This is a genomic window from Ligilactobacillus ubinensis (genome assembly GCF_024160875.1).
GTDB classification, from domain to species: Bacteria; Bacillota; Bacilli; order Lactobacillales; family Lactobacillaceae; genus Ligilactobacillus; species Ligilactobacillus ubinensis.
The window spans coordinates 51,505-75,616 of record NZ_JAIULA010000005.1 but is presented as its reverse complement, the minus strand read 5'-3'; the positions used below and the strand labels follow the sequence as shown (position 1 = coordinate 75,616).

22 protein-coding genes are annotated in these 24,112 nt (G+C 33.0%); 18 read left to right on the top strand and 4 right to left on the bottom strand.

The window, feature by feature from the left end; all coding sequences use genetic code 11:
- Positions 1 to 7 precede the first annotated feature (7 nt).
- Both rnjA and LB941_RS03825 read right to left on the bottom strand, forming a co-directional pair.
- Positions 8 to 1,684 (bottom strand): ribonuclease J1, encoded by a 1,677-nt coding sequence (rnjA, locus tag LB941_RS03830; RefSeq protein WP_253359615.1) that lies wholly within the window; start codon positions 1,682 to 1,684, stop codon positions 8 to 10.
- Positions 1,681 to 1,899 (bottom strand): DNA-directed RNA polymerase subunit epsilon, encoded by a 219-nt coding sequence (locus LB941_RS03825; protein ID WP_253359613.1) that lies wholly within the window; start codon positions 1,897 to 1,899, stop codon positions 1,681 to 1,683. Before LB941_RS03825 ends, rnjA begins: the two co-directional genes overlap by 4 nt.
- A gap of 351 nt (positions 1,900 to 2,250) precedes the next feature.
- Between LB941_RS03825 and LB941_RS03820 the strand changes: the two genes are divergently transcribed.
- Positions 2,251 to 2,637: a hypothetical protein gene (locus LB941_RS03820; RefSeq protein WP_253359611.1), complete on the top strand. Its 387-nt coding sequence runs from the start codon at positions 2,251 to 2,253 to the stop codon at positions 2,635 to 2,637.
- Between the two features lie 56 nt (positions 2,638 to 2,693).
- Here LB941_RS03820 and def read toward each other — a convergent pair whose 3' ends face one another.
- A complete protein-coding gene (gene def, locus LB941_RS03815) occupies positions 2,694 to 3,251 on the bottom strand; it encodes a peptide deformylase (RefSeq protein ID WP_253359609.1) in 558 nt (185 codons plus the stop codon).
- 165 nt (positions 3,252 to 3,416) lie between these two features.
- Between def and LB941_RS03810 the strand changes: the two genes are divergently transcribed.
- The 13 genes from LB941_RS03810 (at position 3,417) to holA (ending at position 18,996) form a co-directional block, all read left to right on the top strand.
- Positions 3,417 to 3,698 (top strand): UPF0223 family protein, encoded by a 282-nt coding sequence (locus LB941_RS03810; RefSeq protein WP_253359607.1) that lies wholly within the window; start codon positions 3,417 to 3,419, stop codon positions 3,696 to 3,698.
- A 14-nt stretch (positions 3,699 to 3,712) separates the two neighbouring features.
- Positions 3,713 to 4,495 carry an inositol monophosphatase family protein gene (locus tag LB941_RS03805; RefSeq protein ID WP_253359606.1) on the top strand — a complete coding sequence of 261 codons (783 nt, stop codon included), beginning with the start codon at positions 3,713 to 3,715 and terminating at the stop codon, positions 4,493 to 4,495.
- Positions 4,496 to 4,639: 144 nt separating this feature from the next.
- Entirely contained in the window at positions 4,640 to 6,481 is a 1,842-nt protein-coding gene (gene typA / locus LB941_RS03800; RefSeq protein WP_253359605.1) for a translational GTPase TypA, read from the top strand.
- A 508-nt stretch (positions 6,482 to 6,989) separates the two neighbouring features.
- The gene (locus LB941_RS03795) at positions 6,990 to 8,183 is read left to right on the top strand and encodes an FtsW/RodA/SpoVE family cell cycle protein (RefSeq protein WP_253359604.1); all 1,194 of its coding nucleotides are present in this window, start codon (positions 6,990 to 6,992) and stop codon (positions 8,181 to 8,183) included.
- Between the two features lie 51 nt (positions 8,184 to 8,234).
- Positions 8,235 to 11,669, top strand: coding sequence for a pyruvate carboxylase (locus LB941_RS03790; protein ID WP_253359603.1), 3,435 nt, complete (start codon positions 8,235 to 8,237; stop codon positions 11,667 to 11,669).
- A 258-nt stretch (positions 11,670 to 11,927) separates the two neighbouring features.
- Positions 11,928 to 12,233, top strand: a complete 306-nt coding sequence (locus LB941_RS03785) for a YlbG family protein (protein ID WP_253359602.1) — start codon at positions 11,928 to 11,930, stop codon at positions 12,231 to 12,233.
- Entirely contained in the window at positions 12,230 to 12,790 is a 561-nt protein-coding gene (gene rsmD / locus LB941_RS03780) for a 16S rRNA (guanine(966)-N(2))-methyltransferase RsmD (RefSeq protein ID WP_253359601.1), read from the top strand. Before LB941_RS03785 ends, rsmD begins: the two co-directional genes overlap by 4 nt.
- A gap of 2 nt (positions 12,791 to 12,792) precedes the next feature.
- Complete coding sequence (gene coaD / locus LB941_RS03775; RefSeq protein ID WP_253359599.1) at positions 12,793 to 13,266, top strand: pantetheine-phosphate adenylyltransferase; 474 nt, start codon at positions 12,793 to 12,795, stop codon at positions 13,264 to 13,266.
- Positions 13,266 to 14,309, top strand: a complete 1,044-nt coding sequence (locus tag LB941_RS03770) for a SepM family pheromone-processing serine protease (RefSeq protein WP_253359597.1) — start codon at positions 13,266 to 13,268, stop codon at positions 14,307 to 14,309. The genes coaD and LB941_RS03770 overlap by 1 nt, the downstream gene beginning before the upstream one ends.
- Before the next feature lie 160 nt (positions 14,310 to 14,469).
- On the top strand, positions 14,470 to 15,150 hold the full coding sequence (locus LB941_RS03765) for a helix-hairpin-helix domain-containing protein (RefSeq protein WP_253359595.1): 681 nt from the start codon (positions 14,470 to 14,472) through the stop codon (positions 15,148 to 15,150).
- 44 nt (positions 15,151 to 15,194) lie between these two features.
- Positions 15,195 to 15,680: a ComE operon protein 2 gene (locus LB941_RS03760; protein ID WP_253359593.1), complete on the top strand. Its 486-nt coding sequence runs from the start codon at positions 15,195 to 15,197 to the stop codon at positions 15,678 to 15,680.
- Positions 15,681 to 15,729: 49 nt separating this feature from the next.
- On the top strand, positions 15,730 to 17,958 hold the full coding sequence (locus tag LB941_RS03755) for a DNA internalization-related competence protein ComEC/Rec2 (protein ID WP_253359591.1): 2,229 nt from the start codon (positions 15,730 to 15,732) through the stop codon (positions 17,956 to 17,958).
- A 15-nt stretch (positions 17,959 to 17,973) separates the two neighbouring features.
- Positions 17,974 to 18,996, top strand: coding sequence for a DNA polymerase III subunit delta (gene holA, locus LB941_RS03750; protein ID WP_253359589.1), 1,023 nt, complete (start codon positions 17,974 to 17,976; stop codon positions 18,994 to 18,996).
- Between the two features lie 184 nt (positions 18,997 to 19,180).
- On the opposite strand, the gene rpsT is transcribed toward holA, so the two are convergent.
- A complete protein-coding gene (gene rpsT, locus LB941_RS03745; RefSeq protein WP_253359587.1) occupies positions 19,181 to 19,435 on the bottom strand; it encodes a 30S ribosomal protein S20 in 255 nt (84 codons plus the stop codon).
- A gap of 278 nt (positions 19,436 to 19,713) precedes the next feature.
- Between rpsT and rpsO the strand changes: the two genes are divergently transcribed.
- The 4 genes from rpsO to LB941_RS03725 all read left to right on the top strand — a co-directional run bounded on the left by rpsO (position 19,714) and on the right by LB941_RS03725 (position 23,943).
- Complete coding sequence (rpsO, locus tag LB941_RS03740; protein WP_253359585.1) at positions 19,714 to 19,968, top strand: 30S ribosomal protein S15; 255 nt, start codon at positions 19,714 to 19,716, stop codon at positions 19,966 to 19,968.
- Positions 19,969 to 20,342: 374 nt separating this feature from the next.
- Positions 20,343 to 21,215: a 4-hydroxy-tetrahydrodipicolinate synthase gene (gene dapA / locus LB941_RS03735; RefSeq protein WP_253359584.1), complete on the top strand. Its 873-nt coding sequence runs from the start codon at positions 20,343 to 20,345 to the stop codon at positions 21,213 to 21,215.
- A 16-nt stretch (positions 21,216 to 21,231) separates the two neighbouring features.
- Positions 21,232 to 22,947: a ribonuclease J gene (locus LB941_RS03730; protein ID WP_253359583.1), complete on the top strand. Its 1,716-nt coding sequence runs from the start codon at positions 21,232 to 21,234 to the stop codon at positions 22,945 to 22,947.
- A gap of 93 nt (positions 22,948 to 23,040) precedes the next feature.
- Positions 23,041 to 23,943 (top strand): hypothetical protein, encoded by a 903-nt coding sequence (locus tag LB941_RS03725; RefSeq protein ID WP_253359582.1) that lies wholly within the window; start codon positions 23,041 to 23,043, stop codon positions 23,941 to 23,943.
- Positions 23,944 to 24,112 lie beyond the last annotated feature (169 nt).

Genomic DNA, 24,112 nt, shown 5'->3' with positions numbered 1-24,112 from the left:
ATGGAAATTAAAGTGTAATCAACATTGGTAAAATCATAGGGTGACGCTCTGTTTGTTCAAATAAAAATTTTTGAAGATCAGCAATGATAGCATCACGCAACATTGCCTCAGATATTTTTTCACCTTTTAAAGTTCGTCTAATAGTCTTATATAAGCGGCGTCTGCCTTGATTTATCAATTCTCCTGATTCACGCATATAAATAAAACCACGAGATAACAGATCTGGTCCAGCTAAAATTTCACGTTTTTTCATATCAATTGTTGCAACGACAACGACTAAGCCTTCTTCAGAAAGAATACGACGATCGCGTAAGACAACATTACCAATATCACCAATGCCAGATCCATCAATATAGACATCACTTGCATTAAAATGACCAGCAATACGAGCTGAATCTTTAGTTAAAGCTAGAACATCACCATTTTCTAAAATGAATGAATTTTCTTTAGGAACATCGCATTTTTCAGCAAGTTCAGTATGGATTTTTAACATTCTATATTCACCATGGACTGGCATAAAATATTTAGGTTTCATAAGGCGCAACATTAATTTTTGCTCTTCTTGTCCACCATGGCCAGATGCGTGAATATTATTAACCTTACCGTGAATAACGTTTGCGCCAGCTTCTTCTAATTCATTAATTACTTTGTTGACGCTTAGAGTGTTACCCGGAATAGGGGAACTTGAAAAGACAACGGTATCACCAGGTTGAATGGCTACTTGACGGTGAGTACCATTAGCTATTCGACTTAAAGCAGCCATAGGTTCACCTTGAGAGCCGGTACAAAGAATCATTACTTTATTAGCAGGCAAGCTATTAATTTCGCGTGCATCAACTAAAGAATCATCTGGAATAGTCAGATAACCAAGTTCACGCCCATTGACTAATGCAGCTTCCATACTACGACCAAAAACGGCAATTTTTCGGCCTTTATTTACAGCAGCAGTAGTAGCTTGTTGGATACGTGAGATGTTTGATGCAAAAGTTGCAAATATAATTCGACCTTCAACTTTTTCAAAAATACGTCTAATTGAACGACCAACCCAACGTTCAGACTTAGTGAAATTAGGAATTTCCGCATTAGTACTGTCTGAAAGTAGGCAAAGAACACCATCAGAGCCCAGTTTAGCCATTTTTTGTAAGTTAGGTGGCTGATTAGTGACTGGCGTTAAGTCAAACTTATAATCACCAGTACAGACAATAGTTCCAGAAGGTGTTTTAATGGCAACACCTAACGTATCTGGAATTGAGTGAGTGGTTCTAAAGAAAGAAACACTGGTTTTGCGGAATTTTAAAATAGAGTCTTCACTTATTTCGTGTAATTCAGTTGTTTTAAGTAATCCATGTTCTTCAAGCTTACTTTTTATTAAAGCTAATGCAAGTGGACCGGCATAAATCGGAATATTGACTTGTTTTAATAGATAAGGTATTCCTCCGATATGATCTTCATGACCGTGTGTAATAACAAGAGCTTTAATTTTTTGTTGATTTGCAACTAAATATTGGTAATCAGGGATAACGTAATCAATACCTAGTAAATCATCTTCTGGAAACTTAATTCCAGCATCCACAACGATAATTTCGTCTTGGAATTGGATACCATACGTATTTTTTCCAATCTCCCCTAGACCGCCGATTGCAAAGACGGCAGTCTCATTATTTTTGACGCTTAATTTTTTCATTTATTAAAACTCCGTATTTTGAAGTTTGGACTTTCTTGCTCATACTCCAAAGTAGCTTGATCCAAGCCTTCAATGAATTCAACATTATAGTCAGTGTTAGATTCAACTAAGACTCTAGCATTAACCTCAGTGTCAGTATCCAAATAAAGAACCTCTGTATTTTCACGGCGAGGGTTTACTTTTTTTGATGGCTGATAATATACTTTAAAAATCATTAATTCTAATTCTCCTTTGATATCAATAGATTTACATTTTTCTTGAATTAAATAATAGAAGAATGTAATTTAAAATAATACTTCCGAACATAGGATTGCTTTCACAATTATTTAATTTCATTTTAGCATAAATTAAAGTACAAGTATAGGAACAAGGAATGAATTTGTTGAAGCAGCGCATATAATGTTTTGTTTGTAAATCTTTCAAGTATTATAATAATAAATATAACAACCAATTATATTAGGAAATGAGTTGATACTATAATGCTAATAGCCTTACTATTGTTAATTATAATAATATTGCTTATTCTAATTGGAATAATATATAGAATTCTGCGAAAACGACGGGCAATGATATTAATCCAGGAACTGAGTAAAAAAGAAACAGACGCCGCTGTAAATAGGGCGCTAAAAAAGTTAAGATTACAAAAATATTTAGCCACTTCAGATATCGAATCACAATTAATTTCAGATGTTTGGGGAAGAGGAGTTTTGGCATTTGCGTATGAATTTAAAATTAATAATGCTAGTGTAGAAAAATTAGCTCAAATGAAAAAAAATTTAACAAATGAATTATTGCAAGATGAAATGGTTAAAAAGACACAGAGTTTGCCGGGGTATCCTGTAATGATGGTTACAGACTTTTGGATTAGAGGAAATTTGCTACATTTTGATGTTGCTAATGTAATTAATAAGCAAACAGCACAATATGTCCATGATATTAGTAAAGTGGAGTAGAGTTACTAAAAAAGTCCAGGACTTTTGTCCTAGACTCAAATAAATCGGGTGTAACACTATTCAATTAACAACATACCCTCAGGAGCATTAAAAGGATCTTTTTCGTTAATATGATCAAAAAATAAAATACCATTTAAATGATCTATTTCATGTTGGACGACGACAGCTGGGTAATCACGCAAGCGTTCAAGATGTTCATTACCTTCTAAATCATACCAACGCAATTTAATTCGATCATGGCGAGGAACATATCCTGAAACCTCACGATCGACAGATAAGCAACCTTCACCTTCTGCAAGTGAAACTAACTGAACTGATTCGCTTAAAATTGTTGGATTGACTAGGACATGTTTAAAAATAGCAGGTTTACCTTCTTCACCAGGAACAAGAACCGCAGTCATGCGGATAGATTTATCAACTTGTGGAGCAGCTAACCCAACTCCAGCGCGTAATTTATATTTTTCAGCCAATTCAGGATTTTGACTATTTTCAAGAAATTCCATCATAGCATGTGCTAAATCTGTAATTTCATTGGACAAAGGAAATGTTAGTTTTTTAGCTCGGGCTCGTAATGTGGGATTGCCTTCACGAATGATATTACTCATTGTAATCAAGAATACCTACCTCCATATTAATTGTTTAAAAATATCATAGCACATTTTACATAATTATTTTAGTGTTATGGAGTTTAAAAGTAAATAACAGTGCATGTGTAGCATATGTTATACTTGAGTTAATAAAATAATCAGAAAATAAACTAATTTGAAGAGGATGAAATCATGGCTGAATTACGTGCAGATGTTAGTTATCCACTTTTACCTGAGTGGACCACAGAAGAAATAATAAAGGTTAGCAATTTTTATGCAATGGTTGAAAAAGCAAATACAAGCAGTGTTTTAAAGCAGGAATTTATTAATCAATATAAAGATTATTGTAAGGTAGTGCCTGCAATTATGACCAGAAAACAATTAGATCGTCAATTTGAAGAAGCAACAGGTTTTAGCATTTATAAAACTACGAAAGCAATTGAGATGTGTCCGGACACAAAGTTTAAAGTTTAGTAAGGGGGAGTATGATGACAGCTTGGAAAGAAATAGATCAGCATGTCAAGGTATGGATGAACTACGCTAGAAAGTTGATCCTTGCGCAAATTAAGACGGATGTTCAGGTTTCAACTAAATCAGGGCCTAATGATCTAGTAACTAATGTGGACAAAGAAATAGAAGAATATTACGTTAAGCAAATAAAACTTTTTTTTCCAAATTCACTAATCTTAGGCGAGGAAGGGCATAAAGATAGTGGCATGCTAAAGCATCAAGGATATTTTTGGGTTATTGATCCTATTGATGGCACAATGAATTTTGTTAAAGAACAGGAAAATTTTGCTAGTATGATCGCTATCTACTATAATGGAAAACCTTTACTAGGTTATATCTATGATGTTATGAAAGATAAACTTTTTTGGGGTGGCCCCGCGTGTCAAGCTGTTTATTGTAATAATGAAAAACTTAACTCTCCGGCAAATCTATCTTTGAAAGATGGCTTATTTGGTGCAAGTTGTCCAATGGTTCTAAGGAATTATCGAGGCATCAATGAGGTTATTTCTAAAAGCTCTGGAGCACGTATTGTTGGGAGTGCTGGAATTGAATTTATTAATGTCATGAGTGGCAAATTATGTGCATATTTATCATTTTTACGACCTTGGGATTATTTGCCAGGTAAAATTTTAGCAGAAACTTTAGGTTTGATAGTGAAAACGATTGACGGAGAGCCGGTTAATGTGTTATCATCTACTGATGTATTAGTAGCTACGGACAATGCTCAATCAGAAATTTTCAAGATTATTAATAATTATTAATCTTGATGCTGTGGTAAGAAGCCGCAGTTTTTTTATGTCAGTTGTTGAAAATAACGCCTTCTTCTTTCATGTCGTTATGAAAATAGCTGTCATTTTTTATGAGTATTTCTTATGCAGATAGATTTTGAAAGGAAGAAAAAAATATTGAAAACACGTGATGATATTCGTAATGTTGCCATTATCGCACACGTTGACCACGGTAAAACAACATTAGTTAACGAATTATTAAAGCAATCAGATACATTAGATGAACATACAGTTATTGGTGATCGCGCTCTAGATTCCAATGATATTGAAAAAGAACGCGGAATTACTATTTTATCGAAAAACACTGCAGTTAGATATAAAAATAAACAAATTAACATTTTAGATACTCCAGGACACGCCGATTTTGGTGGTGAAGTTGAGCGTATTATGAAAATGGTTGATGGTGTTTTACTTATAGTTGATGCTTTTGAAGGAACAATGCCACAAACTCGTTTTGTTTTGAAAAAGGCATTAGATCAACATTTAACACCTATTGTAATTATTAACAAAGTTGATCGTCCAGGTGCGCGTCCATCAGAAGTAGTTGATGAAGTGCTAGATTTATTTATTGAATTAGGTGCGGATGAGGAACAATTAGAATTTCCTGTTGTGTATGCTTCAGCTATGAATGGAACATCCTCTTTTGATGCAGATCCTTCAAAACAAGAACATACAATGGATCCAGTCTTTAATACAATTATTGATACGATTCCGGCACCAGTTGATAATTCAGATGAACCTTTACAATTCCAAGTTGCTATGTTGGATTACAATGAATTTGTGGGCCGAGTTGGTATTGGTCGTGTGTTCCGAGGAGCAATCAAAGTCGGTGATCAAGTTACAGTTATGAAACTTGATGGAGCTCAACAAAATTTCCGTGTAACCAAACTTTTTGGTTTCTTTGGTTTGCAACGTTTAGAAATTACAGAAGCAAAAGCAGGGGATTTAATTGCTGTTTCAGGAATGGATGATATTTTTGTTGGCGAAACTGTTTGCCCAGTAGGTCATCTAGAAGCACTGCCTGTTTTAAGAATTGATCCACCTACGTTACAAATGACATTCATGACAAATAATTCACCGTTTGTAGGTCGCGAAGGCGATCATGTTACAGCTCGTAAATTAGAAGATAGATTGAAAGTACAATTGCATACAGATGTTTCTTTGCGTGTTGAGGATACCGAATCTCCTGATGCATGGATTGTATCTGGTCGTGGTGAATTGCATTTATCAATTTTGATTGAAACATTACGTAGAGAAGGTTTTGAATTAGCAGTATCACGTCCTAAAGTTATTTACCGTGAAGTAGAAGGTAAACTGTGCGAACCATTTGAAAGTGTTATTATTGATACTCCAGATGAATATTCTGGAGCAGTTATTGATTCAATGGCTCAACGTAAAGGTGAAATGGTAAACATGGAAACCGGAAACAATGGGCAAACACGCTTAACATTTTCAACACCTACACGTGGATTGATTGGATATGATTCACAGTTTCTTTCTATGACACGTGGTTATGGTATTTTAAATCATACATTTTCTGAATATAAACCGGTTATCCGTAATTGGGAACCAGGCCGTCGTAATGGTGCCTTAGTTTCAATTAATAAAGGCAAGGTTACAACATATGCAATTATGGGAATTGAAGGTCGTGGGACAATCTTTGTTGATCCAGGAATGGAAGTTTATGAAGGTATGGTTGTAGGACAATCTTCACGTGAACGTGATATTTCAGTTAACGTTACAAAAGGTAAAAATATGACGAACGTTCGCTCATCTAACAAAGATCAAACAGCAACAATTAAAAAGCCAACTCATTTGACACTTGAAGAATCATTAGAATTCTTGAATGAAGATGAGTTGCTAGAAATAACGCCTGAAAATATTAGATTGCGTAAGCGTATATTAGAAACTAATGCGCGTGAAAAAGCAACTAAAGCAGCAAAGAGAGTTACAAAATAATTAAACACTTAGAAATAAGTCTGGGACTTTTGTTACGGACTTATTTTTTTTATCCTTGTATATTTGGATGTACCCAAATATTTGCTCAAATGCAGTCAGTTGTACTTAACTTACCCCGAATCTAGATTAGATAGTAGGTTTGCGATGTTACATTTTTTTACTAATCGTTTTAGTCCTACTTTTGTTTCTACAAATTAGTCAAGAGCTTTTGGGACTCTAATAGTATTTCACTGTTAAGAAACTAACATTAGAATATCTATAAATAAGAATATCTATAAATAGTTTTTTGAATAAAATGTTGCAAAAATAAGCACAAACAAATTATAATGAAATGAGAAATATATTTTAATTATAATGAAATGAATTTATTAAATTGAGATACTGTCTAGTAACGCTAGTATTAAATTATGATATAATCAAGGTGTATGAAGAAAAGCATTCTTTAATTCACTTACATACAATAAAATTTATTTATTAAAAATAATGCTGGGTGTGATTTAGCAGTAGTATGGAAGATTTAAAAAGAAAATTAAAATATTTTGATTATTTTTTATTTTTACCTTATGTTGCATTATGCATAATAGGTGTAATAATGGTTTATTCGGCTAGTTCAATAAATCAAACTTATAGTGGTGGAAGTAGCAATTCATATTTATATAAGCAATTAGTATTTGTGTTTATAGGATTGATACTGTTTTTTTTAGCGGCGCATATTAATCCTAGATATTGGGTTAACGACTATGTAATTAGTATTGGTTTTATTGCTGTCTTTTTGGCGTTAGTTTATGCTAAGTACTTTACTAAGGCAATAAATGGTGCAAATGGTTGGATTAGTTTAGGAATTATAAGCATTCAACCATCAGAAATATGTAAATTGTATATAACAATATGGTTAGCTCGATTGTTTGCGCGTCAAGAGACAACAAACAGTTTAATTGATAGAAATTATACACAGAAAAACATTATCGTAATTATTAAACTATGTATGTTGTTTGGTCTTATTATAATTACACCTGATTTAGGTGGCTTAGTTATTAATGGTGCAATTGTAATGATAATGTGGTTAGCAGCAAACAAGTGGTCTGGTAAAGCCAAAATTAGCGCATTAGTGGGCAGTATAACTGTTTTTTATGCTGGCTTAAATATATTTCGCTTTTTTAATCCATTTTCAGGTAAATTAGCGTATGTGTATCAACGGTTTGTTGCCTTTTTTGCTCCTTTCAAAGTAGCTAGTTCAAGTGGTAAACAGTTAGTAAATTCATATTATGCAATCAGTAATGGGGGACTATTTGGACGTGGGTTAGGTAATAGTATTCAAAAACGTGGTTATTTACCTGAACCATATACGGATTTTATTTTATCAATCATAGTCGAGGAACTTGGTTTTATTGGTTTAGCTATTGTTTTAGTATTGTTGATGTGGTTAACATTAAGAATTATTTTAATTGGTATTCGTTCAAAAAATACGTATAATTCTTTATTTTGTTATGGTATTGGAACCTTTATGTTTGTTGAAACAGCCTTAAATGTAGGCGCAGTATGCGGTTTACTGCCTATTACAGGAGTAACATTACCATTTATATCTTATGGTGGATCAAGTATGGTTGTATTGTCCTTAGCACTTGGAATGGTGGTAAATATTTCAGTTAGTCAAAGAAGGAATGCTGAGTTTGATTTGCTTGCACGCAAGGTTAGGCATTAAGATAGTTAATTTTGAAGATAGATTATTTAGCAGAAAGTGGTGTTTGAATTAATGAAGAAAATTTTAATCGCTAATCGAGGAGAAATTGCAGTTCGGATTATTCGTGCATGTCATGAATTGGATCTTAGTACTGTTGCAGTTTATGCTAAAGAAGATGAATATGGTATTCATCGCTTTAAGGCTGATGAATCTTATTTGATTGGCGAAGGCAAAAAACCAATTGAAGCATATCTTGATATGGACGATATTTTGCGAGTAGCAAAAATGACAGGAGCAGATGCAATTCATCCAGGATATGGCTTTCTAGCTGAAAATGAAGAATTTGCAGAAAAATGTGCTTTGGCGGGAATTACTTTTATTGGGCCATCAGTAAAGCAATTATCTATCTTTGGCGATAAAATTGAAGCAAAAGAAGTAGCACATAAAGCGGGCTTGCAAACGATTCCGGGAACGAAAGAACCAGTTAAATCTATTGTAGAAGTTCGAGAATTTGCTGAAAAATATGGCTATCCTATTATGGTTAAAGCAGCTTTAGGCGGCGGTGGGCGTGGAATGAGAATTGTACGCAAGGATAGTGAATTAGAAGATGCATATAATCGTGCTCGCAGTGAAGCTATGCAATCTTTTGGCGACGATGAACTATATATTGAAAAGTATTTACTTAACCCCAAGCATATTGAAGTACAGATATTAGGCGATAAACATGGCAATATTTTGCATCTTTTTGAACGTGATTGCTCGGTACAACGTAGAAATCAAAAGGTTATAGAATTTGCACCAAGTATTTCTTTATCTGAAAAACGGCGACAAGAGATTTGCAATGCAGCAGTTAGTCTAGCTAAAACGGTTAATTATCAAAATGCAGGGACAGTTGAATTTTTAGTAACGGATGATGATTTTTATTTTATTGAAGTTAACCCAAGAATTCAAGTTGAACACACTGTAACAGAAATGATTACAGAAGTTGATATTGTACAAGCGCAAATTAAAATAGCAGCGGGTAAAGATTTGTTTAAAGACTTACATTTGCCTAAGCAAGATGAAATGACTTATCATGGCGTGGCTATTCAATGTAGGATTACAACTGAGAATCCTGAGAATAATTTTATGCCAGATACGGGGAAAATTGAAACATATAGATCACCAGGTGGTTTTGGTGTTCGTTTGGATGGTGGTAATGCATATACTGGAGCAGTGATAACCCCATTTTTTGATTCTTTATTGGTAAAAGCATGTGTGCAGGCGCGTAATTTTGCAGAAGCAGTTGATAAAATGAAAAGAGTTTTAACGGAATTCCAAATTCGTGGAGTTAAAACTAATATTGAGTTTATGCTAAATGTATTAAAGCACCCCGTATTTCAGGCGGGAAATGCACATACAACATTTGTAGATAGCACACCTGAGTTGGTTAGTTTCAATTTAAAACCAAGCACAACAAACCATTTATTAAAGTACATTTCGGATGTAACTGTAAATGGGTTTCCAGGAACTGTTCACCATAAAAAGGTGTTTGCACCAGATATTCAGTTGGATACTAATTTTTCAAAAATTAACACTTCTGAAAATGCAAAGGCTATTTTTGATGAAAATGGTGTCGAAGCGGCAATGGATTGGGTTAAACAACAATCTAAAGTTCTTATTACAGACACAACAATGCGAGATGCGCATCAGAGTTTATTTGCAACAAGAATGAGAACGAAAGATATGTTACCAGTCATTGAAAACTATGAAAAGGTATTTCCAAATGTTTTTTCCGCTGAAGTATGGGGTGGAGCAACTTTTGATGTTGCATATCGCTTTTTAAATGAGGATCCATGGAAAAGATTAGAGATTATGCATAAAAAGATGCCACATACATTGCTGCAAATGTTGTTGCGCGGTTCTAATGCGGTAGGTTATAAGAATTATCCAGATAACGTGTTAAAGGCATTTATAAAACAAAGTGCAGATAGTGGAATTGATGTTTTCAGAATCTTTGATAGTTTAAACTGGATTGTTCAAATGGAAAAACCAATTGAGTATGTACGTGCAACTGGTAAAATTGCTGAAGGAACTATGTGTTATACAGGAGATATCCTTAATGCAGATGAAACAAAATACACACTTAACTATTATAGAAAGTTAGCGCAGTCGTTAATTAATGCTGGTTCACAAATTATTGGTATTAAAGATATGGCTGGTTTGCTTAAGCCCAAAGCTGCTTATGAATTAGTCAGTGCGTTGAAGTCTGATATTGATGTACCTATTCATCTGCATACACATGATACAACTGGGAATGGTGTTGCCACAATCGTTGAAGCAACCCGTGCGGGTGTTGATATAGTAGATGTAGCTTCAAGTGCATTATCTGGAACAACAAGTCAGCCAAGCATGAGTAGTTTTTATTATGCAATGGAAGGTGATATTCGCCAACCAATTATGCTTATGGATAATGTAGAAAAGGTAAACCGTTATTGGGCTGGAATCAAACCTTTTTACCAAGATTTTATGAATGGGACGACTTCACCACAGACAGATATTTATCAAACAGAAATGCCAGGTGGACAGTACTCGAATTTACAACAGCAAGCTAAGGCTTTAGGGATTGAAGATTTTGAAATAGTCAAGAAAACCTATCGGGAAGTTAATGAACTTTTAGGTGATATTGTTAAGGTTACACCTAGTTCAAAGGTTGTTGGTGATTTAGCTATTTTTATGATTCAGAATAATTTGAATTCTCAAAATATTTTTACATTAGGTCAAAGTTTGGATTTTCCAGAATCAGTTGTTAGTTTCTTTGCTGGTGATTTAGGTCAACCAGAAGGTGGATTCCCTGAAAAATTACAAAAGATTGTTTTGAAGGGACGTACACCTATTACAGTTCGACCGGGTAGTTTAGCCGAACCAATTGATTTTCTAAAGGTAAAAAATGAGTTGACTGAAAAGATAAAATATGAACCATCACCAGAAGAAGTTTTAAGCTATATTTTGTACCCAGATGTCTTCTTAACATATGAGGACAATATTCGGACGTTTGGGTCTATGTTTGCTTTAGATACTACGACATTTTATCAAGGCATGCGTTCAGGTGAAACAATTCATGTTAACTTTTCACCAGGTCGTTCGGTTATCGTTCGACTTGACTCTATATCAACAGCAGATGAAGCAGGAAACCGCAGTTTGTTCTTCTCGCTAAATGGGCAAACAATCCAGATTATGATGCATGATAAGAGTAAAGAAGCCAAAGTAACTAGTGTTCCTAAAGCCGAGCCAACAAATATTAAACATATAGGAGCTACGTTAAGTGGTTCAGTGTTAGAATTATTAGTTGAAAAAGGTCAAGTGGTTAAAAAAGGTGAACCATTAGTTGTTACTGAAGCTATGAAAATGGAAACAACTATCAAGGCACCTTTTGCCGGGAAAGTTGCACATGTTTATGTAAAAAATGGCGACATTTTAGAAAGTCAAGATTTGTTATTAGAATTAGAACCAGTTAACCAAGCATAGAAGTTACGTCTAGTAATAAAATATGTTATTTAAAAGTGGTTATTAATGAAATAGATATTTGTGAGAAAAGTAGATCTTTTACTTAAGTGTTGAAGAAAGATGTGTTGGCAACTAAGTCAGTCATTTTTTAAGCTTTTGTATAGACATTTTTCTCACATTTTTTTATTAAATATAGTATTTTTCTAAATTATTAAGTACTTAGTTTAATAAATAATAGTGTATAATATTAGTAATAAGCGACTAAAGGAGGAGCTAATTGTGGTATTTGAAGTTCAAAAACGTCAAGGAGTTTTTGTATATCTATATCATCTTAAACAAAGTAAACAATTACGTCGATACGGAAGCATTCAATATGTATCACGAAAGATGAAATATGTTCTTATTTATATGAATCAAAAAGAGATTGATGTTAATGTAAAAAAATTGGAACAATTGCGTTATGTAAAAGAAGTTATTGTTTCACCACGTCCTGAAATTACAACCACATACAATAATACTTTAGGCAGATTTAAACTTACTGAAGAGGATCAAGAAAAATTTAAAAATAAAGAGTGGAAGATATGAGAATTGTAGCAGGAGATTTTGGCGGTCGTCGACTTAAGGCCGTTCCAGGTATGAAAACAAGACCTACAACTGATAAAATAAAAGAATCAATGTTTAATATTATAGGTCCATATTTTGATGGTGGAAAAGTTCTTGACTTATATGCTGGAAGTGGTGGATTAGCCATCGAGGCTGTGTCGCGTGGAGCAGAACATGCAACTTTAGTCGATAGACAATACCAAGCAATTAAAACGATTAAAGAAAATGTCGAAGTAACCAAAAAAGAAGATGCCTTTAGCGTTATTAAAGGTGATGCTAAAAAAATAATTGTGCAATTGAGCAAGGAAAAAAAGCAGTTTGACTACGTTTTTTTTGATCCGCCATATAAACAACAGGATATTATGAACATGATGCAAAAGTTGCTAGATTTAAAATTACTTAACAGTAAAGCGCTTATTATTTGTGAAACGGATCAGGAAGCTAAATTACCAGAAAAAATAGCTAATTTTACATTTTTAAAGCGTGTTGATTATGGTATTACAGAACTAACCTTTTATGTATTTGAAGGGAGTAATTAAAGATGAGAGCAATATTTCCTGGTAGTTTCGACCCGCTGACAAATGGACATTTAGATTTAATTAAACGTGCAAGCGAACTTTGGGATGAAGTGATTGTAGTTGTGGCAACTAATACAGCTAAAAAACCACTTTTTACATTGGAAGAGAAAATACGACTTGTTAATGCAGCGATTACAGATATACCAAATGTTTCGGCGGTAGACATTCCTGCAGATTTGACGATAAATGTTGCTCGCAAACTTAAAGCTCAGGTGATTGTTCGTGGCGTAAGAAATGGACAAGATTTCGAATATGAACAAGGAATAGCTGCAATGAACAAGCGGTTAGCTCCAGACTTAGAGACGATTTTATTAATTGCACGACCAGAATATACATTACTTTCGTCAAGTTTGATTAAAGAAGTTGCCCGCTTTAATGGTAAATTAGATGGATTAGTACCACCTGCAGTTGAAAAAGCATTAAGGAAAAAATTGTAATGATAAAAAAACAATGGCTAAAATTTATTTTTATATTTTCAGGCATAATATTATTGATATTATGCTTATTTTATCCAATTCCATATTATATTGAAATTCCAGGAAAAGCAGTTCCAGTAAGTGATTATGTTAAAGTACCTAAGTATAAGACAAAAGCAAATGGGACTTTTCGTTTAGTCTATGTAAATTTAATGCATGCTACATTAGCAACATATGTGTGGAGTTATACGCAAAATTATGCGACAAGAATCTCAGCTGATGAAGTAACTGGTACAGACAACGATAAGCAATATAATAAAGTTCAAGAGTATTATATGGATGATGCTCTTAACGAAGCAAAATATGTAGCTTTAAAATTAGCAAATAAAAAAGTAAAACGAACCTATGAAGGAATTTATGTGATGTCGATACTTAACAATTCTAATTTTCGCGGAAAACTTAAAGTCGGCGATACAATCATAGCTATAAATGGAAAACACTATAATTCTACACAAGGTTTTATGCATGCGATTGAATCTTTAAATAATCATGAAAAAATTAAAGTCACGTATGAACGTGCAACGAAAAAGCATGTTATTAGTGGTCGAACAATAAAATTAGAACAAACAGGTAAAGTAGGAATTGGAATAACGTTAGCTAATCGTTCTAAGGTAACAAGTCCAGTAAAAATTGTGACACATATGGATTCACTTGGTGGACCGTCAGCTGGTTTGATGATTACATTACAATTATATAGTCAATTAAGCCAAAAGGATTTTTTGAAGGGACGTAATGTTGCTGGAACAGGAACTATTTCAGCTGATGGTAGTGTAGGAGATATAGGTGGTGTTGATAAAAAGGTTGTTGCTAGTGCACGTGCAGGTGCTACGATATTTTTTGTGCCTAATAATGCTGTTTCAAAAGCAGAACTTAATGCAGATTCGAGTGCAAAAAATAATTACGAGATAGCAAAAGAAACAGCTAAGAAAATTGGAACCAAAATGAAAATTGTACCTGTAAAGAATATTAGCGATGCAATTAAATATTTGAAAAATAAAAATTAGATTAACATAAAATAAATATCCCAGTGATAAATGCTTGATAATGGCATTTATCGCTTTTTCTTTATTAGAAAAAAACCACTGCTAAATATAGTTAATAAATAAGCAGCTATTTTACGTATTTATATAGTGAGAAATTTGTCTATTAAGGAGGAATATTTTTATGTTAGGAGAAATACAAGAACTGTGGGAGGAAAACAAACTTAAAATTATTGCAATTGTTATTTTTGTATTGATAGGCGCTTTTTTTGTATGGACTAAATGTGTACCTTCAAAAAAGGATAACTTTGTTTATAATAACAAAAGTTCAGTGAATATGACGTTATCACAAAATAGCAGTTTACAAAGTAATAAAATAAGCGGAGAGATATACGTTGATGTAAAAGGCGAGGTTAATAGGCCGGGGGTTTACAAGACCAAGGCGGGTGATCGACTTAATTATGTAATAAAACAAGCAGGTGGCTTGACTAAAGAAGCAGATTCAAATCAAATTAATTTAGCTTATCAGTTAACAGATCAAATGTTAGTTTATATTCCTAAAAAAGGGGAAGAGGTTAATATTGATAGCCCAGTTTTAGTGAAAAATGCATCCCAAAGTTATGCGAATAGTATGAATTCAGAATCTATGAATAATACGTCAACTCAAACAGGGGATAAAGTTAATCTAAATACAGCAACGAAAGAAGAATTAACACAATTAAATGGCATCGGAGATAAAAAAGCAGAACAAATTATAGCATATAGACAAGAACACGGTAATTTTGCTGCAATTGAAGACTTAAAAAATGTTTCCGGAATTGGAGATAAAACATTTGAGGCAATATCAGATCGTCTTACTGTTTGATGCTATGATATACTATTAACTAATAGTATTAATGAGGTGAGAAAATGGCAGAAAAAAGAATTCCCTGGAATCAATATTTTATGTTACAAGCGGTGCTTTTATCTTTGCGCAGTACATGTACGCGTCTATCAGTGGGAGCAATTTTAGTTAGAGATAGACGAATTATTGCGGGAGGATATAATGGATCTGTTTCTGGAGACGCTCATTGTATTGATGAAGGGTGCTACTTAGTTGATGGACATTGTGTGAGAACAATTCACGCTGAGATGAATGCCGTCTTACAATGTGCGAAGTTTGGTGTAGCAACTGAAGGTGCCGAAGTTTATGTGACAGATTTTCCTTGTTTACAATGCACCAAAATGCTACTACAAGCAGGAATAAAGAAAATCTATTATCTGCGTAATTACCATAATGATCCATATGCATTACGACTTTTAAAGTTAAAGAAAATTGCTGTTCAACAAGTTAAGATTGACGAAAAATATATGCACTCAATTGCTGCGACTGAATTTAATTTAACGAAAGACTAAGTAAAAAGTTAGAATAAATGTTTTTTTTGCAGCAATTAGTGCGGTTTTGTTGAGTTTTCTGATTCTTTCTTTTTCATGGGTTGGTGTCATCGTTTTTTTAGGTTGGCAATTTCGCATATGGAAAACAGGAAGTAAACAGATTTGGCGGATTAATTTACTATTTTGTATATTCTGGATTGGATATATTTTTTTATGGAATCAAATTCAGCAAAAACAGGCGATAGTAGACCAAACTAATATTAATGGTCATCTAGTTATGCATGCTGATGAATATGAAGTTGACGGAGATTTATTAAAAATTCAAGCTAAATGGCTTGAAGGTCATCAAAAAGTACAGGCTTATTATCGAATTAAGGAAAAAAATGAGAAAAAGCGATGGTTGGCTAGTTCCAAAACAGTAACTTACACGTTTAGCGGCAAAATAAGGCAAGTTTCACTACCAACTAATGAAAATGAATTTAATTTTCGACGATTTGAGGCCAGTCGAAATATAGTAAACGCGATTAACATCGAAGAGTTGCAAGTCTCATCAAGCAAAATAAAAAGCTCGTTATTAGATAGATTACTAGCATATCTGCATTATTTACGTAAAAAAATGTTACTTTACTTGCAGAAACTGCCACAACCACTAAGCTTGTTGGCAGAAGTCTTACTTTTAGGATATCAAAAGCAAGACTTTAATAATACGCTTGAGAAAATACGGTTGTTAGGTTTGAGTTATCTATTTAGCTTGTCTGGGATGCATGTGTTTTATTTAATTTCGGCATTTAAATGGATTTTTCAGAGAATGAGAATAACGCGGGAAACAACAGAAAACATTATTTTAATTATCTTACCCATATATGGAATTTTAGGTGGTTGTTCATTAAGTTTAATGCGTTCAATTGGGATGGCTTTTATTACGTTAATTAGCCGTAAGTTTTTTTTAATTAAAATAACAACGATAGAATCTTGGTCGTTTGTTTTGTTAGTTAATCTTTTTTATGCGCCTGCAAGTATATTTGATTTTGGAGCGCAATTAAGTTATTTGTTAACATTGATTTTGTTACTGAATAAAAATTCTTCTGCAGTTTTGCTAGGAATACGATTAACTTTTTTTAGTATACCACTTGTTTTATGGAATACATATCAATGGAATTTATTAACGATATTCTTAACAGTGGTAATTGTTCCCTTTTTTGAGTGGTTGATTATGCCATGTGTTATTTTAGGTAGCTTGATTCCGTTAGTTAGTGAAGCATGTAATACCATTCTTGTACAATCAGTTAACATACTAACAGCCATAGCAAATTTTCCAACTAATATTATCTATGGTAAACCACCTTTATTTTGGATTGTTTTTTGGATGTTTCTAAGCATATTATTAATGCTTGGTAAGCATAAAAGAATTTTGGTAGCTCTTTGCATAAGTAGTTATTTCTTTGTTTTTATGTGGATTCATTATCCATTGTATGGAGAAATTGTCTATATTGATATTGGACAAGGAGATAGCACTTTAATTAGAACACCTTATAATAAGAGTATTACACTAATTGATACAGGGGGAAAGGTCAGCTTTCAAACAGAAAAATGGCAAACACGGCACAGTAAAACTAATGGTGAAACAATAGTTGCTAATTATTTGCTTAGCAAGGGAATCTCTTCGCTTGATAGATTAATATTAACGCATCAGGATGCAGATCATGTTGGTAATTTTCCAAGTATAAGTAAATTAATTAGCATTAAACGGGTCTATGTACCAGCGGGAATGGAAAAATTATCCAGTTTTCAGCATAGATTAGTTAAGTCATCTATAAAACAAAACCATGTATATCCAGTAAAAATTGGAGATTTAATTGATGATCCGAATATCAATATTTTACATCCAACTAAAGAAGGGCAAGGAACTAATGCTGATTCAGTTGTTTTAGAGTATAATTTTTATGGTGTACCATGTCTTTTTACAGGAGACTTAGATAAAGATAATGAAATAGCCTTAATAAAAAGGTTGCCTAATCTACAAGTTGATATTTTAAAACTAGGACATCATGGTAGTAAGACATCTTCGGATGAGAGCTTTATACACGCTTTACGTCCTAAATATGCAATTATTTCAGCGGGTCGTCAAAATCGATATGGTCATCCTAATGAGGAAACGTTAGAAACGTTGAGAAAAAACCATATTCCTTATATGTTAACTGCAGAAAAGGGAATGATTAAACTAGTGTATAAGTATAATAAAATAAAAATAAGTAACTTTGCTGATGAAAATAAAATTACAAGTTTTAATTTTGAATGAAAAGAGATGTTTTTTATGAAGGTGGATAAACTATGCGAACAATTAAAACAGGGAAAAGTAGCATCACTTTATGTTATTTTAGGTACGGAAAGCTATTTTATAAATGAGGCCAAAAATGCATTGTTAAATGTGATTCCTAAAGAAGATTTTGATGTAAATGTAGGAACATACGATATGGAAACGACACCACTGACTGTAGCGTTAGATGATGCAATGACAATTCCCTTTTTTGGAGATCGACGGTTGATCTTTATTAAACAACCCTTTTTCTTAACGGGCGATAGTAAAAAAAGAAATATTGAACATAATTTAGATGAGTTACTGGGATATTTGAAACAACCTCAACCGTCAACAACATTAGTTTTTATTGCACCATATGAAAAACTAGATGAACGTAAAAAAGTGACGAAACTATTAAAGAAAAATGCTGAAGTTATTGAAGCAGGGCCAATAAATGAAAATGAAGTACGGCGATATTTAGGTGGAATTTTCAATAAAAACAAGATAGTAATTGAAAACGAAGCTTTGGATATGTTATTAATGAGAACAAATGGAAATTTAACAAAGGCAATGAATGAAGCAATTAAATTAACATTATTTGCACAAGATACTAAAAATATAGCTACAGAAGATGTCAAAGCACTTGTTTTTCGTTCATTAGAGGAGAATGTCTTTGATTTAACAGATCTAGTGTTACAAAAAAAATTTAGTAATGCGGTAATGATGTACCATGATTTTATTGAAAGAAAAGAAGAACCGGTTAAGCTAAATGCTATTTTAAGTAAACAATTCAGATTATTAATTCAAGTTGTTACTTTATCTAATCAAGGGTACGCACAAGGCAATATTGCTAGTGTTTTAAAAATACACCCTTATCGAATAAAAATAGCTTTGCAAAGCATTAAACGTTATCAGTTAAAAATAAAAGATTTGAAGAAGGCATTTAATAGTTTAGTTAGTATTGAAAAAAAGTTGAAATCAACAACAAGATCACCTGAAGAAATGTTTCAGTTATTTATGTTAAGTTTTATGCAATAAAAAACGATACTGCTAGAGAGGCTAATTTTGAAGTGACTTCCAAAAGTTAGACCAAAAATATAACTTTTAGGCACCGCTTTATTTAGCAGTGCCTTTTTTTGAACAAAAGAAAAGATTCAAACTCTAATTAGATGCTTGAATCTTTTTAGTCTATTAAATTACAAATAGCTTTGGTTAATGAATTTTACTTAGCTAAACGAGCAGCCATACGTGATTTATCACGAGCAGCTTTATTCGCTTTAATTAAGCCCTTAGATTGAGCTTTATCTATAGCAGAAACAGCAAGACGATACATTTCTTCTGTGTTGTCTGCATCTGCAGTCTTAGCATTTTCAAATTTTTTAACAGCTGTACGCATCTTGCTTAATTGTGCAGTATTTTTTGCATTAGCCTTTTCGTTTGTTTTTACACGTTCGATAGCGGATTTAATAATTGGCATTAATGTCACCTCCACATAAATGATTCCGTTAGGGTATCATATGAAATTTTCAACACTAATTATTATACAAGAGGACTCTAAACAATGCAATAAATAAAATGGAAATAGTGTCAAGAAATTTACCTTGACACCATTTTTAAGAAAAAAAACTTGTAATTTGTTTAATTATCTAGTAAATTAGATAAGTACAATATTGTACTGACCCTTAACTTAGTTTGGCGATAACACCGACGACATACTCGGTTTAGGGCAACTTTTTGAAAGGTGGAATATATATTATGACAAAAACAGAAATCATGGCTAAATATGCTCGTCACGAAGGAGATACAGGTTCAGCAGAAGTGCAAATTGCACTTTTAACTGATGATATTAATAATTTGAATGATCATTTACGTGATCATAAGAAGGATTATGCTTCACAACGTGGTTTGATGAAAAAAATTGGTCACCGTCGTAATTTACTAGCATATTTACGTAAAACAGATGTACAACGTTACCGTGAATTAATTAAGAGTTTAGGTTTACGTCGTTAAGCAAAACTCGTTGCCTTTGGGCGCACAGCGTGGTACTAATATTTAGAAACAGGAAAGGTTCGGGATTTTATCTCGAACTTTTTTTGTATACATAATAAGACAATAATCTGTTTTAATTGAAAATAAGTACTATTTTAAACGAAAGATACATAAAGTATGGTATAATAAGGTTTCAATATGATTACGTAAAGATAGAACTTTTCCCAGAATTAAGCCTCGAATGCTGACAATATGAAATGGAAAAATAAGTTATTCATTTAAAAATTAATTTAGATTGATTGAAAAATATTTTTACATTTATATATAATAGATAAACATGAAAGCTTAGGGCTGGTTAAAACCAATAAATAGTATGTATAAGGAAGGTAAGCATAATGGATTTTTCAAAAGCTGAAATTTTAACGGCAATGGTGACACCCTTTGATGATGAAGGAAATTTAAGTTTTGAACGGTTAGAAAATTTGATTGAACATTTGTTAGCGACAGGGACACAAGGTATTTTGGTTAACGGAACCACTGGAGAAGGTCCCACTTTAACACATGCAGAGAAATTAAGCTTGGTTAAAGAAGCCGTTAAAATTATTAATGGACGTGTTCCTGTTATGGTAGGTACCGGCTCAAATAATACAGCTGAGACAATTAAATTCACGCGTGAAGTTTCTGAAATAGCAGGTGTTGATGCTGCCTTAGTGGTTGTTCCATATTATAATAAACCAGATCAAAGAGGAATGATAGCCCATTTTGAAGCAGTAGCTGATGCAGTTGATTTACCGTTGTTCATTTATAATATTCCAGGACGAACAGGTGTTGTAATGGAAGTTGCAACAGTAGCTAAACTAGCTCAAAATAAAAACATTGTTGGCATTAAAGACTGTACAGGCAATGTTGGATTGGCTAATCTTGTTAATCAAACACCTGCTGATTTTTTAGTATATTCTGGAGAGGATGCGGATGCTTTTGCAGCCAAAACAATTGGCGCGCAAGGCGTCATTTCTGTGGCAAGTCATATTTATGGTGAAAAAATAGCGGAAATGTATCAGGATATTGATGCGGGTAACTTGACAGCAGCGGCAACAATAATGAGAAAGTTAACGCCTAAGATAGCGGCAATGTTTATGTATCCATCGCCAACACCAATAAAAGCGATTCTTAATAACAGAAACATTTGCGTAGGTCCAAGTAGATTGCCATTAGTTCCATTAGATAAAGAACAGCAAAAAGAAGTTTTAGATAAAGTAAATTTATAAATTGAAGGAGGAAAAAATGAGTAAAATTAAAATAATTCCTCTAGGTGGCGTGCGTGAAAATGCAAAGAACATGTATGCTGTAGAGGTAAACGAAGATATTTTTATCTTGGATTGCGGGTTAAAATATCCTGAAAATGAGCTATTAGGAATTGATATAGTAATTCCTGATTTTGAATATTTACGCCAAAATGTTCAACGTATTGTTGGTGTTTTTTTAACCCACGGTCATGCAGATGCAATCGGAGCGTTACCGTATTTTGTTAGTGAATTCAATATTCCCGTTTTTGGTTCAGAGTTAACTATTTCGTTAGCTAAGATCATGTGTGAGAACGAAGATAAAGCACGTAAATTTGATGATTTTCACATAATTAATGCAGATACTGAAATTGATTTTGATAATACAACAGTCTCTTTTTTCAAAACCACACATTCAATTCCTGAATCGCTTGGTATTGTTTTAAAAACAGATGAAGGAGATATTGTGTACACTGGTGATTTTAAGTTTGATCAAACTGCTGTCCAAGGATATCAAACTGATTTAGGTAGATTGGCTAATATTGGTCAAGAAGGTGTCTTAGCATTATTAAGTGATTCTGCAAATGCGGAAAATCCAAAAGAGATTGTTAAGGAACATGAATTATATGATTTTATTAGTGAAACATTTGAGTACCGACAAGGAAGAATTATAGTTGCTTGTGTAGCATCAAATATATTACGTGTTCAGCAAATCTTTGATGCAGCAGCTGCTAATGGACGCAAGGTAGCATTAACAGGTCATGATGTTGAAAAAGTAATTCGGACAGCGATGAAAAGACGCAAGATTGTTTTGCCAAACGAAGATATCCTTGTGTCAATAGATAAGATTAATAAATTACCTGATGATCAGATTGTAATTTTAGAAACGGGACGTTCTGGAGAGCCTTTAAAGTCACTTCAAAAAATGGCAGTTGGCCGACACAAAGCAATTAATTTACGTGAAGGTGATCTTGTTTTTATAACTACAACACCCTCACATGCCGTAGAAACAGTAGTAGCGCGGACGCGAGACATGATTTATCGTGCTGGCGCAGATGTTAAAGCTATTTCGGATGAATTTAATTCTTCAGGACATGCTAGCCGTAATGATTTACAATTATTAATGAATCTATTGCATCCACGATATTTGATTCCAGTGCAAGGTGAATATCGATTATTAGCAGCGAATGCAGAATTGGCTCAAGAATTGGGAATGCCAAAGGAAAACATCTTCTTATTGGCTAAAGGAGATGTAGTTGAATATGAGCATGACAAGCTTTTGTTAGGCTCATCTATTGAAGTCGGTAATACAATGATTGACGGAATAGGTGTCGGTGACATAGGTAATATTGTTTTAAGAGATCGTAAGATATTGTCTGAAGATGGTATTTTTATTGCGGTTGTAACAATTGATCGACGAAAAAAGAAAATCGTGGATGCGCCTAAGATTACATCACGTGGCTTTGTCTATGTAAAAACTAGTCGTGATTTAATGGCTGAAAGTGCAGAAATTGTGACTAATGTTGTTCAGAAAAATCTTGATAACAAAGAATTTGATTGGAGCCATCTTAAGCAGGATGTTAGAGAACAGTTAAATCATTTTCTGTATGAACAAACAAAACGCCATCCTGTGATACTACCGGTAATTATGGAAATAAATCAGTATCATTCACACAAAAAAAATAAAAGTATCAAAAAAAGTAAAGAAGAAGCGTAATTATATTGATGTAGGTAGCATGCCTTTTTAATAGGTATGGTGCCTATGTTTTATATGGAGACAATTAGACAAATAATATAGACTGGAGGAGACATGACTAATACAGAAAAATTTCAATTAGCTCAACAAGCTTTTTTAAATCATGATTATAGACAGGCAGGTATTTTAGCTACAGAATTATATATGGGAAAGAAAACATTACGAACTAATCGTTTTTTATTTAAAGTATTAATTAAGGAAAAAAGATACGAGGATGCTTATAATTTAGCAAGTGATTATTTACAGGAATACATACAAAATAATGATTGGTTAGAAGAATATATAGAAACTGGAGTTTGGGCTGGAAAAAGCATTCTAATTGAGCAACTACTGATACAAATCAATCCATATATGAAAAAAAACGAACAGAAGAAATTTGAAAAAGTTTGTGCATTATCAAATTATTGGTGTGAAAAAAAGGAATATTTAAAAAAAATTGAGCGCAAACTTCGTTATTTAGGATCATTAAGTTTTAATGAGCAGCGTGTAATTTATCAACAAAGCTATGCGTTGTCAAAAAATAATTGGAAAAAGAATATAGGAGAACTATTGGAAAATGAAGATGTGCATATTTTTTTGCGTGTAACAATATTAGATGACCTACGTAAACTGAAGATTACTGATGAATTAGTTTTTCTTAATATTCAGGGCTTAAGAAATAAAGTTGTTCCAGCTAATTTTCTTAGCTTAGAGGACACTGAAGTGTATGATTATTATCAAGACTATTTTAAAACACGAGTTGAAAAAGGAGATATTTTAGCATCTACGCAATGGGATGATTTTAAATTAAAATTGATGTTACTCTATCCGGATTTTAAGGGAGCAAAGAAAGTTTTGGGTGAATATAAAAAATGGTACGCATTGTTTAAAGATTCAACACATCGAAATGATGATGTATCAGATTTTGTTGATAAATTGGAAGAAAATATTTTGATATGGCAAACATTAACAAAATAATTAATTTTAACAAATTTTGAATTTAGTATTTACAAAATTATAATCCATCTATATAATAGTTCAAGGATTCTTCCTTAAGTAAGGGCTACTAGGCAATAAATGCTTGGTTTTCTTACTAGGAAGTAGTATAATAAAAAACAAAGAATTATCAGCAATTAATAAATTGAAG